Below are 16,399 nucleotides of genomic sequence, written 5' to 3'. Positions count from 1 at the left end.
TGTTCATGCTCCCTGATAGCGCTTCTGCACGGCGCGCAGGCGTAGGGAGAGGAAGATGGCGCCGAAGGCGATGCCGATGATCAGGCCGCACCAATAGCCGTAAGGTCCGACCGACGTGTAGTTGGCGATGAGCCAGCCTGCCGGCAGGCCGATGACCCAGTAGGAGATGACGGCGAGCAGGAAGGTCACGTGCACGTCCTTGTAGCCGCGCAGGGCCCCCTGCAGCGGCGCATCGATGCTGTCGGCAAGCTGCAGGAACACGGCGAAGACTAGGAAGACGACCAAAAGCTCCTGCACATCGGGGCTCGAGGTGTAGAGCGCGGCAATCGTCTCGCGGAACTGCACGAGCAGAATGGCCAGGCTGCCCTCGAATACGAAGGTCAGGAGCCGGCCGAGGCGGATGTAGGCCGCCGCCTCCTCGCTGCGCCGCGCGCCGATCTCGAAGCCGACGAGGATGGTCAGCGTCATGCTGGCCGAGAGCGGGATCATGTAGACGAGCGTCGTGAAGTTCATCGCCGCCTGATGCGCCGCGACGACCGTCGTGCCGTAGACCGTCATGAAGAGTCCGACAGCACTGAAGATGCTCTGCTCGCAGAACATCGTGCTACCGATTGGGATGCCGAGCGAAAGCGACCGCTTCCATTCGGCAAGGTCCGGCCGCGGCAGGCTGCGGAAGATGTGATAGCTGCGGAACGGCTCGACGGTGACGACCACGATCGCGTTGAACAGGAGGTTCAGCGAGAAGGCAATGGCTGAACCGATGCCGGCACCGATGCCGCCGAAGGCGGGGATGCCGAGGGTGCCGTACATGAAGATGTAGTTGGCTATGACGTTGATTGGCACCGTCACAAGCGTGATAACCATCGTCAATCGCGTGTAGCCGTGCGCATCGATGAGATTGCGCAGCACACCGGCGAGGAAGATCGGCACGATGCCGAAGGCGATGGCGGCCAGATAGCCTGCAGCCACCCGCTCGACCTTGGGCTCGAGCGCGAGGAACTCGAGGATGGTCGGCACGAAGAGGATGCCGAGAAGCAGGAAGGCGCCCGCAAGGCCAAGCGACCAGTAGAACCCCTGGCGGACCACGAAGCCGATGCGCTCCTGCCTGCCCGCGCCGTGCAGCTGGGCGATGGTCGGCGTCAGGACCGAGATGATGCCGAGGAAGGAGCCGAAGAACGGCATGAAGAGATTCGAGCCGACCGCGACACCGGCGAGGTCCTGCTCGCTGACATGGCCCGACATGACGGTATCGAAGAAGCCTGTCGCCGTCAGCGCGACCTGCGTGACGAAGATCGGCAGCAGGACGGAGAAGAAGCGCCTGGCCTTCTGCTTATACTGCATGTGCTTTGCCGGACTGCTCATTGCTCATCCTTGCGCAGGCAGCAGTTCTTGTACTTCTTGCCGCTGCCGCACGGGCAGGGATCATTGCGGCCGACCCTTGCCTTGTGCACTTTGTCGAACGGGATGACGCGCCCCTCTCCCGTCATGGCCATGAGGTCCTCCGGCGTATGGCCCTTGAGCGGCCAGAGGCGCGTCGCATTGTTGAGCGCGGCCAGCAGCGGGATGATCGCATCTGCCTTGTCTTCATCCTTCATGAGCCCGATCTCATCGAGGTAATCCACGGCTTCCTGCAGCGAGCCGCCGTTCTGGAGCAGGATGATGATCTCACCGGCCACATCGGCTGCCTTGAGCACACCATAGCCGTGCGCCTGCATGAAGAACTGGATGAGCGCGCGGCAAGGTGGCGTGTCCGGCGTGTAGGAATCCGCACCGGCGGCCCATGCTTCCTCATACGTGAGGTCAGCAAAGTCGAGATCCGAGCGGCGCAGCTGCTCGTTCTCCAGTTCCTCCTCGTCGATCAGCGTGTAGTACTTGACGCCCTGCGGCAGAGCGACGACCGTGTTCTTCCAGCAGGACGCGTTGAGCAGGATGCCGACGAAGTCCGCGAAAGTCACGCGGGAACGCTCCTCTTCCGTCAGATGCGCGCAGACCTTCTCGAACAGCTGCTCGTAGTTCAGATAGCCGTAAGCGTAGAGCAAGCCGGCAGCGAGGCGCGCCACCTTGGTGTTGCGCAGCACCCTCTCGTGGAATGCTTCTGTATCCATCTGACTGAATACGGCAAGCACCTCTTCCGGCATGAACCAGATGAGCGTCTCATTCGCCATGCCGCAGGAGAGGAAGCCGAGGCCGCGCAGGTAGTCGAGCCGGTCATCCTCATCGCTGAGCGCCTCGGACTTGCCGCCATTTGCCGCAAGATTCCGGAAGAGCTGATACTCCTCTTCTAAGAGCGACATCATCCAGCGCTCCGCAAAGGCCGTGATGGCCGGGCAGAGGCGCTCGATGAGCTCCGCCTTTTTGAGGGAGCTCGCGCCCGTCACATTGAGGTTGAAGCGGATGTCGTCGAGCTCTGCCTTCGTCATCGCCGTGAGCATTGACGCAAGCGTCGCCTTCTCGGGCAGCTTGTGGCGGCGCAGCTGCCGCTTGCGCTCCTCCACGCCTTCCTGCACCATCTGCTCCAGACTCTCCTCCGGCGCCATGTCCATCTGTTTCATTTCCTGTTCCAAGAATCTTACCTTCCCTTTCTCTTCTCTTCCTGTCTGAATCTCCCCGGACTGCCGGGAAAGACGAGGCAGGGCATGTTTCCATGCCCTGCCATGCTCATCTGCTCTCTAAGCAGACTCAACCAAAGTAATCGGCAATGCCGTCGGCAATGCCCTGTGCGGCTTTCTCGATGCCTTCCTCGCTGTTGAGCAGCTGCTCTTCCTGCGGGTTCGAGATGAAGGCCACCTCGACGAGCGTCGCCGGCATATCCGTGTGCTTGACAACGTAGAAGTTGCAGCTCTGTGTGCCGCGGCTCTGCGTGCCGATCTGGTCGATGACGCCCTGGCGCACCTTGTCTGCAAGGTCGCGCGAGCGCTGCGAGCCGAGCGAGTAGTAGTAGCCCGTCGTTCCCTTCGCCGCACCGCTCGAGAACGAATCCATGTGGATCGAGATGAAGATGTCGGACTTCGTGTTGTTCGCGACATCACAGCGCGCCTGAAGCTCCTCGATATCCGAAGCGTTGGCGCCCTTCGGCGAGACTTCCGTGTCCGTCGTGCGCGTCATGTAGACCGTCGCACCATCGGCCACGAGCAGCCGGCGCAATTCGTTGGCGATGCGCAGCGTCACGCTCTTCTCCATGACGCCCGTCGGCCCGATTGCGCCGGAGTCATTGCCGCCGTGGCCGGCATCGATCGTGATCTTGCGTCCCTTGAGCCCCGTCAGCGCGGCGATGTCGGCATCCGTGTCATCCGTGATGGCAGGCGTATTGCCGGCATTACTGCCTGTATTCTTGCTCGAATCCTTGCCCGTATCCGTCGCCGTACCGGCGGCCTCCTTGGCCGGGCCGTCGATGTCCTCCGTGCTCGAAGAGCTCGAAGGCTTCGTCACCGGAGTTGTCGCGGGCTTTGTCGTCTGTGTACTCGATGTGCTCGAGGAATCCGATGGCTTCACCGCAGGCTTCGTCGCAGGCTTTGATTCCTGCGTCTGGCTCGTGGCAGGTGTCGTGGGCTTTGTCGTGCTCACCGAACTGCTGCCGGTAGTGCTGGGTTTCTGCTGCACATCCGGCACAGCGATCACGGCCTTCGAGCTGTCGCTCAGATTGCCGAAGTCGAGCACGACGCGCCCCGGCACTGTGCCGCCCGTCAGCGGGAAAATCTTGTAGTTGCTGCTGCCGACCTTGTTCTCGACGACGAGGCGCACCGTATTCTTGTTGAACTGGCCGATGCGGATGTCGTTGACAAAACGGCTGCTGACCGCAATCTCGCGCTTGACCTTGGCAGAAAGCCAGGCCCCCTGGATGTCGACGATGACGCGGTCCGGATTCTTCAGCGTCATCGTCGTATAGCGGACCGGCTTGCTCGCATCGACGACGATGCGGATCTTGTCCGAGCCACTGTTGACGCGGACCGCCGTGATCTCCGCCATGCCGCTCACGCGCTCGCTGAAATCAGACGAGGCCGCCGAGACGCCTGCCATCGGCAATAGCATGACGGCGATGACAGATAACAAGAACAGTATGCGCTTCATAAGACCCCTCCAATTTCCATGTGCCTCACGCTTCCCGCGGTCAATCCAGATCATGCGTCGGCCGCCGCGCAGGCATTCTACGTTTTATTATCCACCGTAATCCTGAAAAAATCAAGAAAAGTTCTGCCGCCAGGAACAAAAAAGGAGCGATCACTCGCTCCTTTTTTGTTCAACATCAAGTGTCAAAGCATGTTCTGCAGGAAGGCCTTCGTGCGCTCCTCCTTCGGATGCGCGAAGAACGCCTCCGGCTCGCCCTGCTCGACGATCGTACCATCTGCCATGAAGATGACCTGGCTGGCCGCCTCGCGCGCAAACGCCATCTCATGCGTGACGACGACCATCGTCATGCGCTCTTCCGCGAGCTCCCGCATCGTCTTGAGGACCTCGCCCGTGAGTTCCGGGTCGAGCGCCGAGGTCGGCTCGTCGAAGAGCATGATGTCCGGCTTCATGCAGAGGGCGCGCGCGATGGCCACACGCTGCTGCTGGCCGCCCGAGAGCTGCGACGGATAGTAGTCCGCGCGGTCCGCGAGGCCGACCTTCTCTAAGAGCTCCTTGGCATACGGCAGGATCTCCGCTTTCTTCATGCCCTTGACCTGGATGGGCGCCTCGATGAGATTCTCGAGCACCGTCATATGCGGGAAGAGGTTGAACTGCTGGAAGACCATGCCCGTGTGCGAGAGGATCTCCCGCGCCTTCTTGACGTCGGCGTACTCTGCCACGCCGTTCTCATCCGTGTCGGCCAGGAACTCGCCCTCGATCTCGATGGAGCCCGAGTCAATCGTCTCGAGCTTGTTGATGCAGCGCAATAGTGTGCTCTTGCCGGAGCCGGACGGTCCGATGATCGCGAGGACTTCGCCGCGGCGGACCTCCACGTCGATGCCCTTGAGGACGGCGAGGTCACCGAATGACTTGTGGATATCGTGCATGCGCAGCATGACCTGCGCATCATTATTTGTCGTATTTGCCATAGTAGGCCTCCAATTTCTTGAACATCCAGGTCAGCACGAACGTCATCGCGAGGTAGAATACACCGGCGATGAGAAACGGCGTCATGTCGAATTCGCGCTGTACGATCGTGCGGGCGACGCGCAGCAGGTCGTTCATCGCGAGGATGTAGATGAGCGACGTATCCTTGACGAGGTTGATCGTCTCATTCGAGACCGGCGGCAGGACGATGCGGATGACCTGCGGCAGGATGATGCGGCGCATCGTCTGCGTGTAGTTCATGCCAAGCGTCCTGGCGGCCTCGTACTGCCCCTTCGGCACCGACTGGATGCCCGCACGGAAGATCTCCGCGAAGTACGCCGCGTAGTTGAGCGTGAAAGCCAGGAGTGCCGCCGCGATGTCCGGCAGGCGGATGCCGATCATCGGCAGCGCGAAGTAGACGAAGAGCAGCTGCAGCATCAGCGGCGTGCCGCGCATGAGCCAGATATAGAACTCCATGAAGGCACTGAGCGGCCTCCACTTCGAAAGCCTGCCGAGCGCCGCCATCATGCCGAGCGGCAGGGCGATGACCAGCGTGACGAAGAAGATCTCGAGCGTGATCTCGGAGCCCTCCAGCATCTGTAATATCGTATTGAGCAGATTATCCATTCTTATGATTCTCCCTTGCGGATATTCCTTTAGTCTGGCAAAGTGTTAACATACTTTCCATTGTACAGAAAAAGGCTTGACGAATCAAGCCTTTTTAGAACATCCTGCCCCATTCAAGAGGATTTCAAGAAGATTTCTTCGCATGGATGCCGAAAACAGCGACATCATCATAGTGCATGGACGGGTCGCGCTGCACGCGCGGAGCGATGTCCGCATCGACAGAGACCTCCATCCCGAGAGAATCCAGGAAGCGTGCATCCCAGAACGGGCGGCGATGCTGGCTGATGTGCAGCTGATGCTTGATGTCATTGCAGGCAGTGAGCGTCTCCTGCGAGAGGCTGGCATGGACATGGTCCGCATCCTTCGTCTTTGTAAAGGTCTTGCAGCCATAATCAGAATCGAAGTTCAGGATGATTCCCTGCGGGCGCAATACACGATGCCATTCCCGATAGGCCTCCATCACGTCCGGCAGCGTCCACGTCAGGTTGCGGCTCAAGATGACATCGAAGCTCTCATCCGCGAAATCCAGCGCCTGTGCGTCCATCTTCCGGAAACGTGCCGGGACGCCCGCCGCAAGACAGTTCTTCCGCGCTTCCTGCACCATCTTTTCCGAGAGATCCACGCCGATGACTTCGTGCCCGAGTGGCGCGAGCAGCAGCGGGAAAAAGCCCGCTCCTGTGCCGATATCGAGGATAGAGAGCCGCCGATCCGGCAGATGTTCCTGCAGCAGCGTACGCCAGGCCTCTCCATTCGGCCCGGCTGCTTCCTGCAGGCGCAGCTGGCTGAACGCCGCACTGCGTTGATTCCAATACGTTTCAATCCTCTTCTCGAGACGGAAGTCACGCGACGTCGGCTGGCACTCCTCACGGCGAAGCGCATTATCACCCATGCAATCCATAAAAACCTCTTTCTATACAAGTGAACCAGATACATCTTTCTTTTACTCTACTATTCTACCGGAATTCCCATCACGAGATAAGCCCCCACCGGGGTTCTATCCATGAAAATTCCTTGCTTCCCGAATCCCCCAGAGGGGCTTATCTTTTTGCCATGCCCTCGGTATAATATCATTGTCACTACTTAATTATTTACCAAAAACGATGATGGAAGGAGATCCTCAGGTTGCATCGTTATATCATTCAGCGCCTCCTCCAGCTCATCCCGATCCTCTTCGGCATCACGTTCCTGACCTTCAGTCTCATGCAGTTCACGCAGGACGACGCCGTCGATCATCTCTACGAACAGTCGGGAGCTGCCATCTCTGAAAAGGTCAAGGAGCAGAAACGCGCCGAACTCGGTCTTGACCAGCCATTCCTCGTGCAGTACGGCCACTGGCTCAAAGGCGCCGCAACAGGCGACATGGGAAGATCCTATATCTCTGGCAAGCGCGTCTTTGAAAACTTTTCGGAGAAGCTGCCCATGACGGTCGAGCTCATGCTCGTGTCCATCGCGATGACACTCCTCATCTCCATCCCCTTCGGTATCCTCTCTGCAGCCCGGCAAAATACCATGCTCGACCTTTGCGTGCGCTTCCTGACCTTTATCGGCAATTCCCTGCCAAATTTCTTCGTGGCTCTGCTGCTCATCTACTTCCTCGCACTCAAGCTCAACCTCTTCCCCATCATGGGAAGTAAAGAAAACGCCGCGAGCGTCTTTCTGCCAGCGCTGACGCTCGCCATCTCCATGAGCGCAAAATACACGCGGCAAATCCGCGCAGCTGTACTTGAAGAGCTCGGCAAGCCCTATGTGGCTGGGGCCCGTTCCCGCGGCATCAGCGAATGGACGATCCTCACGCACAGCGTGTTGCGATCCTCCTTCATCACCATCATCACGCTTCTCGCCCTCTCCATCGGTTCATTGCTCGGCGGCACCGCTATCGTCGAGACCATTTTCATGTGGGATGGCGTAGGCAAACTGGCGGTCGATGCCATCCTCTCGCGCGACTATCCGCTCATCCAGGCATACGTCGTCTGGATGTCGGTCATCTATGTCGGCGTGAATCTCGCAGCAGACCTCCTCTATCATGCGCTCGACCCGCGCGTACGCTATGAGGAGGATATGAAATGAAGTTCCATCGCTCTCTTTTCCCCTACCTCGCCGCAGTCATCCTGCTGCTCCTCATCGCCATCTTTTCTCCCTGGCTCACACCGCAGGATCCCTATGCCCAGGATCTTGCGCAGGCGCTCATGCCCCCGAGTGCAGATCATCTCCTCGGCACAGACCGCTATGGACGCGATATCCTCTCGCGCATCATCATCGGCTCGCAGGCAACACTGTGCGCCTCTCTGCTGCTCCTGATTTTCATCGCGCTCACGGGCAGCCTCATCGGCGCACTCTGCGGCCTCAAGGGCGGCAGGACAGACATCCTCCTCATGCGCCTCGCCGATGTCTTCCTCGCATTTCCCGAGATGGTCTTCGCGATTGCCGTCGCAGGCATCCTGGGCGGCGGCCTCATCCAGGCAGCGATAGCACTCGCACTCATCGGCTGGCCGAAGTACGCGCGCCTCGCCCGCGGGCTCGTGCTCACGATCCGCAGCACGCCGTATTTCGCCGCCGCACGCATGAGCGGCACAGGAAAAATCGGCCTTCTCTGTCACCACGTCTTCCCCAACATCGCCGGCCCCATCCTCGTGACGGCGGCTCTCAATGTCGGCACCATCATCATGGAGCTTGCGGGCCTCTCCTTCCTCGGACTCGGCGCCATGCCGCCGACGGCAGAGTGGGGCGCGATGATGAACAACGGCCGCAGCATGCTGCAGACCTCACCATGGGTCATCCTGGCTCCTGGTACAGCCATCTTCATCACCGTCGCCACCTTCAACCTCCTCGGTGACAAGCTGCGCGATATCTTCGATCCACGCCAGCAGCCACGCCGGCAGGACTGACAGGAAAACGATTCAAGAAAGGACTTTATCATGAACAAGAAGGTACGCATCCTCCTCACCCTTGCCCTCAGCACCTCCATCCTCGCCACAGGCTGTGGCAGCACAAGAGATCAGGCTGGCAGCGAAAAGACCTTCACCTACGGCACGATGGCCTATGGGCCCGCGATGGAGAACGTCGGCACGAACCCGCACGATACCTACGTGGGCTGGAGCACCCTGCGCTATGGCATCGGCGAAACCCTGTTCCGCTTCACAGAGAACATGCAGCTCGAACCCTGGCTCGCCAGAGATTACGAGCAGCTTGACGACTACACGGTCAAGATCAGGCTCAAGGACAACATCACGTTCTCAAACGGAAAGAAGGTAACGGGACAGGCCGTCAAGGCATGTCTCGATGACTTGCTGGAAAAGAATGACCGTGCTCCGGAAGACCTCAAGATCGACTCCATCACAGCAGATGATGACTCCATCACAATCAAATCCAAGGAGAAGGTACCCGCTCTCCTCAATTACCTTTCCGATCCCTACGGGTGCATCATCGATGTGGAAGCAGGGGAACACGATCACATCGTCGTCGGCACAGGACCGTATCTGCCGGTATCCGTCAGCGATACCGAGATCATACTCAAGAAGAACGAGAACTACTGGGGTGACGTAAAGCCAAAGATGGACAAGATCATCGTCAAGAGCATCCCGGATGGCGATACGCTCACGATGGCCATGCAGAATGGCGAGTTCGATGCCGTGCAGGGACTCCCCTATGCCAGCCTGAGCCTCTTCCAAGGGAAGGATACCTATAAGATCAGTCAGACCGATACCTCCCGTGTCTACCAGATTGCATTCAACTACCGCACACCGGCATTGCAGGACCTCCGCGTGCGCAAGGCCATCGCCATGGCCATCGACAAGGAAAACTTCACCAAGGTCCTGCTGCACGGCCAGGGAACGCCAGCCGCCGGGCCTTTCCCCGCTGCGCTCCCGTTTGGCGGTACAGCCGTCAAGGCAGCCCCCTACGATCTCGATGGGGCAAGAGCCCTGCTCAAGGAAGCCGGTTACGAAGACACAGATGGCGATGGCTACGTGGATAAAGACGGCAAAGACCTCGAGCTCCGCTATCTCACTTACACCTCGCGGCAGGAGCTCCCACTGCTCGCAGAATCGGCACAGGACAGCCTGAAGAAGATCGGCATCAAGCTCGATATCAACGCGACAGACAACTACAAGCCGTTCCGCAAGAACGGCGAATTCGATCTCTACGCCAATGCCATCGTCACAGCACCGACCGGCGATCCTGAATACTACTTCACGACGCATCTCCTCAAGGCATCGCCCTATAACTTCGGCTGTTATCAAAGCGACAAGATGGAGGCACTCGAAGAGCAGCTCCGCAACACCTACGGCGCAGAAAACCGCGCGAAGATTGCCATCCAGATGGAGCAGCTCGCCCTTGACGACTGCGCATATATCTACGCCGCCCACCTGCGCATGTCATTCGTCATGCGCAAGGGCGTAGAAGGCTTCACGGCACATCCTTCCGACTACTATGAAATCCGCCCGGAACTCGATAAGGAATGAATATCATGAAGCCATTACTAGACGTAACGCATCTCAGCATCTCCTACGGCAGCCTGACCGCGGTCAACGATCTCAGTTTCTCCCTGAACGCCGACAGCACGCTTGCCATCGTCGGCGAGTCGGGCAGCGGCAAGAGCTCCGTCCTGCGCGCCATCCTCGGTCTCCCCGAGCGCGGCAGATCGTGGCAGGGAGATATCTCCATGGATGGACAGTCTCTGCTCACACTCCCGCCAGGGAAGCGGCGCGCCCTCTGCGGCTCAGCCATTGCCATGATCTTCCAGGACGCCGGCGCTTCCTTCTGCCCTGTCCGCCGCATCAGCGCACAAATCTCAGAGAGCATCCGCGCACATGCCAACTGGACGAAGCAGCAGATCCGGCAGCGCGCCGAAGAACTCATGGCGGTGCTCGATCTTCCCCAAACGGTCTGGGATGCCTATCCTTTCGAGCTTTCCGGCGGCATGGGACAGCGCGTCGGTATCCTCGCAGCAATGATGCTGCGGCCCAAGCTGCTGCTCGCCGATGAACCGACTTCTGCACTCGATGTCCTCTCACAGATCTGCGTCCTCGATGCCCTGAAGGCACTGCAGCGCACAGAAGGGACGGCAATCCTTCTCGTGACACACAACATCGCCGTTGCCCGCCATCTAGCCGATGCGCTGCTCGTGATGCGCCGTGGCGAGTGCATCGAATACGGCACCTGTGAGACCGTGCTCCAGCACCCGCAGCAGGCGTATACGCGCGAGCTCCTACACGCCATCCCACAGCTCCCCCTCGAAGGGACAGCAGAAGGAGGTCTCCTGCAATGACCCCAATCTTAGAGCTCAGGAATATCCAGAAGTCATACAGACGCCGCGGGGAACGGCAGCAGGTCCTCCATGGCATCAACCTCACCATCGCGCCAGGCGAATGCGTCGGCCTCGTCGGCCGCAGCGGCTGCGGGAAAAGCACACTCATAAAGATCATCGCGCGTCTCATCGATGCCGATGACGGCACGCTTCTCTTTGACGGCGAAGATGTGACACAAGCGAAAGGAGCGGCTCTGCGCCATCTCTACGACCGCCTGCAGATAATCTTCCAGCTGCCACAGGCCTCTTTTGACCCACGCCACACGATCGGCTGGAGCATTGCCGAGCCTCTGCGCGCACATGGCCTATCGCCAGCTGATTGCCACGCCAGGGTCCTATCGCTGCTCGCACAGGTCGGCCTGCCAAAGGCACATGCCGGACGTTACCCGCACGAAGTCAGCGGTGGTGAATGCCAGCGCGCCTCCATCGCGCGTGCCCTCGCCCTCTCACCTGCCCTGCTCATCTGTGATGAGGCGACGAGCGCGCTCGACGTGACCGTACAGCAGGACATCATCGCACTGCTGCGCCGGCTCATAGCAGACCAGCAGATGGCCTGTCTCTTCGTTACGCACGACCTCGCACTGCTCCCACAGATCGCTGACCGCATCGTCGTCCTCGCCAACGGCAGCGTCGCTGAAAGCGGCGATGTCAGCGATATCATCTGCCATCCGCAGAGCATGGCGGCGAAGGAGCTCCTCTCCGCCGCCTGCCAGCTGCAGGAGAATGCCCTTTAAAAAAAGCCGGTTACCGATATCTCGTTGGATATCGGTAACCGGCTTTCTCATACACACCACTTGCAGCGATGCAGATAGAGCGATTATTTCGTGATGTCCTTGCCGAACCACTTCTCAGAGATCTTGGCGGTCGTGCCGTCGGCCTTCATCTCATCGAGGACCTTCTGGACATCGTCACGCAGGGCCTTATTATCCTTTGCGAAGGCAATGCCGAACTGGCTGACCGGACCGACGGCGACATCGACAGCATCGATGGCTTCGGGGTGCTTGCTCATGTAGTAGCGTCCGACGATCTCATCACCGACGATGGCATCCACACGGCCGTTCTCCAGATCCATGAACGCCGTGACGAAGTCGGAGTACTTCTTGACTTCCTTGACATCCTTCTTGAAGAAGTCCGTCTTATCCATGTATTCTTCAGCGGTCGAAGCGCTCTGCGTGCCGACGATTTTGCCAGCGAGGCTCTTCTCGTCCGTGATGTCCGTGCGTCCCTTCTTGACGAAGATGATCTGGCGGTTGTCCATGTACGGATCCGAGAACAGCATGTTCTCCTTGCGCTTCTCCGTGATGTCGAGGCCGTTCCAGAGGACGTTGACGCGGCCGCTCTTGAGCTCCGCTTCCTTGCTCGACCAGTCGATTGCCTTGAACTCGACTTCGCGGCCCAGGCGCTTCGACGCTTCCTTGGCAAGATCGACATCGAAGCCCGTGATCTCGTTGTTCTCATCCTTGAAGCCCATCGGCGGGAAGTTGTCGTCGAGTCCGACGATGATCTTGCCCTTGTCGCCAGAGCCCGAACCGTTATCGGCTGCCTTCTGTCCGCCGCAGCCCGTTACAAAAGCCGCCGTCATGACAGCCGCCATCCCCAGTGCGAGAATCTTTTTCCACTTCATATCCATCTCTCCTCATTCAGTTCTTTATCTTGCTAAAGCGTTAACATGATGTTATTATACGGAATCCACTCCCTCTTGTCAAGCATTTACTGATTTTGGATACAAGATACTTTATATTTATGTTAAAATACATGAAAACTATTGATTATTTTCTGCGTCTGACGTATGATAATGGCAAGCAAAGGAGCTGACCGGACTCATTCCGGTTTTGATTTTCTTCACCTTTGTGAAAAAAATAACGTTAACTGTCAAAAGGAGCCAATGTTGATAGAGAGATATTGCACTGCTCCACCTGCTAACAGGAAAACAGCGGCAATTCTGTCATTTCATTCACGTGGCCTGTTTTTTCTAAGGGGGATCCATATGAAGACCATTCACAAGATCTTGGTGCCAAACCGCGGCGAGATTGCCATCCGCATTTTCCGCGCCTGCCATGAGATGGGCATCCGCACGGTCGCCGTCTATTCCAAAGAAGATGTCCTGTCCCTGCACCGCAGCCGCGCCGACGAGGCGTATCTCGTGGGCAAGGGCAAGAAGCCAGTCGATGCCTACCTCGACATCGAGGACATCATCCGCATCTGCAAGGAGCACGACGTCGATGCCATCCATCCGGGCTACGGCTTCCTCTCCGAGAACGCGCAGCTCGCCAAGCGCTGCGAGGAAGAGGGCATCATCTTCATCGGCCCGAAGGTCGAGCACCTGCAGATGTTCGGCGATAAGGTCAATGCGCGCATCCAGGCCGAGAAGGCAGAGATCCCGATGATTCCGGGCACGAACGGTGCCGTCAAGGACTTCGCTGAGGTCAAGGCATTCGCTGAGCGCGTCGGCCTGCCGGTCATGATCAAGGCCATCAACGGCGGCGGCGGCCGCGGCATGCGCCGCGTCGACCGCATGGAAGACCTCAAGGAGTCGTACGAGGAAGCGCGCTCTGAGGCAAAGCGCGCCTTTGGCGACGAGGATGTCTACGTCGAGAAATGCATTCTGAACCCGAAGCACATCGAAGTGCAGATCATGGGCGATGAACACGGCAATGTCATCCACCTCAATGAGCGTGACTGCTCCATCCAGCGCCGCCACCAGAAGGTCATCGAGATGGCACCGGCCTGGTCGCTGCCGAAGAAGCTTCGCCAGAACATCTGCGCAGCGGCCCTGAAGATCATGAAGAACGTCTGCTACGTCAATGCCGGCACCGTCGAGTTTCTCGCGGACCAGGATGAGGAACACTTCTACTTCATCGAAGTCAACCCGCGCGTCCAGGTCGAGCACACGGTCACCGAGGCCATCACGGACGTCGATATCGTCAAGACGCAGATTCTCGTCGCCGAGGGCTATGCCCTCTCCGATCCAGAGATCGGCATCAAGAGCCAGGCAGACATCCCCTGCAACGGCGTGGCCATCCAGTGCCGCATCACGACAGAAGACCCGCAGAACAACTTCATGCCGGACACCGGCAAGATCAACGACTACCGCAGCGGCGGCGGCCCGGGCATCCGCCTCGACGCCGGCACGGCCTACACGGGCGCGGTCATCACGCCGTACTACGATTCCCTTCTCGTCAAGGTCACCGCACATGCCAACAATGCCAAGGAGACCATCTCACGCATGCTGCGCTGCCTCGACGAATTCCGCATCGGCGGTGTCAAGACGAACATCTACTTCCTCAAGAACATGCTGCTCGATAAGAACTTCCAGGAAGGCACCTGCAACGTCAACTACATCGACCACCATCCGGAGCTCCTCGATGACCCGCATGTCATCGACGAGCCGGCGGCCGGCCTGCTCGCCTACATCGGCGAGATCACGGTCAATGGTTTCCACGGCAATGGCGCGAACCCCAAGCCGCGCTTTGAGACGCCGGTAAAGCTCGACGCCTCCGATGAGGAATGCCCGTCCGGCACGCGCCAGCTCCTGCAGGAGCTCGGCCCCGAGAAGTTTGCCAAGTGGATCCAGGACCAGAAGCAGGTCCTGATGATGGATACGACGTACCGCGACGCGCATCAGTCCCTGCTCGCGACGCGCATCCGCACGCAAGACATCATGAAGGCCATCCATTACACGGCCTGCAGGGTCCCGCAAATCTACGCCTTCGAGGACTGGGGCGGCGCGACCTTCGATGTCGCCTACCGCTTCCTCGACGAGGACCCATGGGAGCGCCTGCGCAAGATGCGCGAGGCAGCGCCAAACATCCTGTTCCAGATGCTGACGCGCGGTGCCAACACCGTCGGCTACACGAACTACCCGCCTGAGGTCGTGCGCCAGTTCCTGCGCCTCGCCGCCAAGAACGGCGTCGATGTCTTCCGCATCTTCGACTGCCTGAACCAGCTCGACCACATGACGCTCTCGATTGACGAAGTCCGCAAGCAGGGCAAGATCGCTGAGACAGCCTTCTGCTACACGGGCGATATCCTCAATGACGGCCGCCAGAAATACACGCTGAAGTACTACACGAACCTCGCCAAGGAGATGGAGAAGGCCGGCGCCAACATCATCGCCATCAAGGACATGGCGGGCCTCTTGAAGCCAGAAGCCGCCTACACCCTGATCTCGGCCCTCAAGGATGCCGTCGACCTGCCGATCCACCTGCACAGCCACGAGGGCGGCGGCTGCACGCTCTACACCTACGCCAAGGCAGCTGAGGCCGGCGTCGACATCGTCGATGTCGCCACGAGCGCTCTCTCCAACGGCACGAGCCAGCCGTCCATGACGGCCTTCATCCAGGCGCTCTCCAACAACCCGCGCCAGCCTAAGATGGACATCGAAGAGCTCGAGACGATCGACCGCTACTGGCAGGTCGTCCGCGCGTACTACGCGGGTGTCGATGGCAAGATGACGAGCCCGAACACGACGGTCTTCCAGCACGAGATGCCGGGCGGCCAGTACACGAACCTGCGCCAGCAGGCCAAGGGCGTCGGCCTCGGCGACAAGTGGCCGGAAGTCTGCCGCATGTACGCAAAGGTCAACGCGATGTTCGGCGATGTCATCAAGGTCACGCCGTCCTCGAAGGTCGTCGGCGATATGACGCTCTTCATGGTGCAGAACAAGCTGACCGAAGAAGATATCTACGAGCGCGGTGAGACCATGGACTTCCCGAAGTCCGTCGTCGACTTCTTCGACGGCAAGCTCGGCGTCCCCTACGGCGGCTTCCCCGAGAAGCTCCAGAAGATCATCCTCAGGGGCGAGAAGCCGCATCTCGAGACGCCGCCCGCACCGATTGACCAGGAGAAGGTCACGCAGGACATGAAGGTCCTGCGCATGCCGGAGACGGAAGAAGCCCGCTCGAGCTACTGCATCTACCCGAAGGTCTACAAGGACTACATCCAGCGCTACCATCAGTACGGCGACCTCTCGATTCTCGACACGCCGACGTACTTCTTCGGCATGAAGCCGGGCGAAGAGAGCTGGCTGCGCATCAACGGCAAGATGGTCCTGATCCGCATGAACTACATCACGCCGCCGTCCGATGAAGGCTTCCGCGAGATCCAGTTCGAGGTCAACGGCATGCCGCGCGAGATCCGCGTGCGCGATAAGGCCGCCTCGGAGGGCACGACGATCATCCGCCAGGCTGATCCAACCGTCCCGGGCGAAGTCCCAGCCACCCTCTCAGGCTCTGTCCTGCGCCTGATTGCAGCCAAGGGCGATGTCGTCAAGAAGGGCGACCCGCTGATGGTCACGGAGGCCATGAAGATGGAGACGACGATCACCGCACCGATTGCCGGCATCGTCCAGGAAATCTGCGTCGCAGCAGGAAGCCGCATCACCTCGGGCGACCTGCTGGCCGTCATCGAATAAGCCAGTTGATCCAGGCCCCA

13 protein-coding genes are annotated in these 16,399 nt (G+C 59.4%); 6 read left to right on the top strand and 7 right to left on the bottom strand.

All coding sequences use genetic code 11. The features are described from left to right. Positions 1-3 precede the first annotated feature (3 nt). From MITSMUL_RS07740 to MITSMUL_RS07715, 6 genes are all read right to left on the bottom strand, one after another. Complete coding sequence (locus tag MITSMUL_RS07740; RefSeq protein WP_005841509.1) at positions 4-1,362, bottom strand: MATE family efflux transporter; 1,359 nt, start codon at positions 1,360-1,362, stop codon at positions 4-6. Next, complete coding sequence (locus MITSMUL_RS07735; protein WP_005841507.1) at positions 1,359-2,552, bottom strand: SEC-C metal-binding domain-containing protein; 1,194 nt, start codon at positions 2,550-2,552, stop codon at positions 1,359-1,361. Before MITSMUL_RS07735 ends, MITSMUL_RS07740 begins: the two co-directional genes overlap by 4 nt. A gap of 127 nt (positions 2,553-2,679) precedes the next feature. Next, positions 2,680-4,068, bottom strand: coding sequence for an N-acetylmuramoyl-L-alanine amidase (locus MITSMUL_RS07730; protein ID WP_040636043.1), 1,389 nt, complete (start codon positions 4,066-4,068; stop codon positions 2,680-2,682). A gap of 182 nt (positions 4,069-4,250) precedes the next feature. Further along, positions 4,251-5,036: an amino acid ABC transporter ATP-binding protein gene (locus tag MITSMUL_RS07725; protein ID WP_040636041.1), complete on the bottom strand. Its 786-nt coding sequence runs from the start codon at positions 5,034-5,036 to the stop codon at positions 4,251-4,253. Continuing rightward, positions 5,017-5,661, bottom strand: a complete 645-nt coding sequence (locus MITSMUL_RS07720; protein WP_005841502.1) for an amino acid ABC transporter permease — start codon at positions 5,659-5,661, stop codon at positions 5,017-5,019. Before MITSMUL_RS07720 ends, MITSMUL_RS07725 begins: the two co-directional genes overlap by 20 nt. Before the next feature lie 124 nt (positions 5,662-5,785). Next, entirely contained in the window at positions 5,786-6,559 is a 774-nt protein-coding gene (locus MITSMUL_RS07715; RefSeq protein ID WP_005841500.1) for a class I SAM-dependent methyltransferase, read from the bottom strand. Between the two features lie 224 nt (positions 6,560-6,783). Here MITSMUL_RS07715 and nikB point away from each other — a divergent pair, with 224 nt between their 5' ends. From nikB to MITSMUL_RS07690, 5 genes are read left to right on the top strand one after another with little or no spacing between them, the layout of a single operon-like run. Further along, the gene (gene nikB / locus MITSMUL_RS07710) at positions 6,784-7,728 is read left to right on the top strand and encodes a nickel ABC transporter permease (RefSeq protein ID WP_005841498.1); all 945 of its coding nucleotides are present in this window, start codon (positions 6,784-6,786) and stop codon (positions 7,726-7,728) included. Then, the gene (gene nikC, locus MITSMUL_RS07705; protein WP_005841496.1) at positions 7,725-8,546 is read left to right on the top strand and encodes a nickel transporter permease; all 822 of its coding nucleotides are present in this window, start codon (positions 7,725-7,727) and stop codon (positions 8,544-8,546) included. The genes nikB and nikC overlap by 4 nt, the downstream gene beginning before the upstream one ends. Before the next feature lie 30 nt (positions 8,547-8,576). Then, positions 8,577-10,121, top strand: a complete 1,545-nt coding sequence (locus MITSMUL_RS07700) for an ABC transporter substrate-binding protein (RefSeq protein WP_005841494.1) — start codon at positions 8,577-8,579, stop codon at positions 10,119-10,121. A gap of 5 nt (positions 10,122-10,126) precedes the next feature. Continuing rightward, on the top strand, positions 10,127-10,927 hold the full coding sequence (locus MITSMUL_RS07695; protein ID WP_040636039.1) for an ABC transporter ATP-binding protein: 801 nt from the start codon (positions 10,127-10,129) through the stop codon (positions 10,925-10,927). Continuing rightward, the gene (locus tag MITSMUL_RS07690) at positions 10,924-11,700 is read left to right on the top strand and encodes an ABC transporter ATP-binding protein (protein ID WP_005841491.1); all 777 of its coding nucleotides are present in this window, start codon (positions 10,924-10,926) and stop codon (positions 11,698-11,700) included. Before MITSMUL_RS07695 ends, MITSMUL_RS07690 begins: the two co-directional genes overlap by 4 nt. 83 nt (positions 11,701-11,783) lie before the next feature. On the opposite strand, the gene MITSMUL_RS07685 is transcribed toward MITSMUL_RS07690, so the two are convergent. Continuing rightward, a complete protein-coding gene (locus MITSMUL_RS07685; protein WP_040636036.1) occupies positions 11,784-12,590 on the bottom strand; it encodes an amino acid ABC transporter substrate-binding protein in 807 nt (268 codons plus the stop codon). A 363-nt stretch (positions 12,591-12,953) separates the two neighbouring features. Here MITSMUL_RS07685 and MITSMUL_RS07680 point away from each other — a divergent pair, with 363 nt between their 5' ends. Next, on the top strand, positions 12,954-16,379 hold the full coding sequence (locus tag MITSMUL_RS07680; RefSeq protein ID WP_005841485.1) for a pyruvate carboxylase: 3,426 nt from the start codon (positions 12,954-12,956) through the stop codon (positions 16,377-16,379). Positions 16,380-16,399: the final 20 nt, after the last annotated feature.

It is taken from the genome of Mitsuokella multacida DSM 20544, assembly GCF_000155955.1.
In the GTDB taxonomy this organism is placed as follows: domain Bacteria; phylum Bacillota; class Negativicutes; order Selenomonadales; family Selenomonadaceae; genus Mitsuokella; species Mitsuokella multacida.
Note: the sequence above shows the minus strand (reverse complement) of the source record. Positions and strands in the feature narration are given on the sequence as shown.

Bases quoted from the DNA above. Each gene is read 5' to 3' on its own strand.
- MITSMUL_RS07740 (WP_005841509.1), bottom strand. From the start codon at position 1,362: ATGAGCAGTCCGGCAAAGCACATGCAGTATAAGCAGAAGGCCAGGCGC.
- MITSMUL_RS07735 (WP_005841507.1), bottom strand. From the start codon at position 2,552: ATGAAACAGATGGACATGGCGCCGGAGGAGAGTCTGGAGCAGATGGTG.
- MITSMUL_RS07730 (WP_040636043.1), bottom strand. From the start codon at position 4,068: ATGAAGCGCATACTGTTCTTGTTATCTGTCATCGCCGTCATGCTATTG.
- MITSMUL_RS07725 (WP_040636041.1), bottom strand. From the start codon at position 5,036: ATGGCAAATACGACAAATAATGATGCGCAGGTCATGCTGCGCATGCAC.
- MITSMUL_RS07720 (WP_005841502.1), bottom strand. From the start codon at position 5,661: ATGGATAATCTGCTCAATACGATATTACAGATGCTGGAGGGCTCCGAG.
- MITSMUL_RS07715 (WP_005841500.1), bottom strand. From the start codon at position 6,559: ATGGATTGCATGGGTGATAATGCGCTTCGCCGTGAGGAGTGCCAGCCG.
- nikC (WP_005841496.1), top strand. From the start codon at position 7,725: ATGAAGTTCCATCGCTCTCTTTTCCCCTACCTCGCCGCAGTCATCCTG.
- MITSMUL_RS07700 (WP_005841494.1), top strand. From the start codon at position 8,577: ATGAACAAGAAGGTACGCATCCTCCTCACCCTTGCCCTCAGCACCTCC.
- MITSMUL_RS07695 (WP_040636039.1), top strand. From the start codon at position 10,127: ATGAAGCCATTACTAGACGTAACGCATCTCAGCATCTCCTACGGCAGC.
- MITSMUL_RS07690 (WP_005841491.1), top strand. From the start codon at position 10,924: ATGACCCCAATCTTAGAGCTCAGGAATATCCAGAAGTCATACAGACGC.
- MITSMUL_RS07685 (WP_040636036.1), bottom strand. From the start codon at position 12,590: ATGAAGTGGAAAAAGATTCTCGCACTGGGGATGGCGGCTGTCATGACG.
- MITSMUL_RS07680 (WP_005841485.1), top strand. From the start codon at position 12,954: ATGAAGACCATTCACAAGATCTTGGTGCCAAACCGCGGCGAGATTGCC.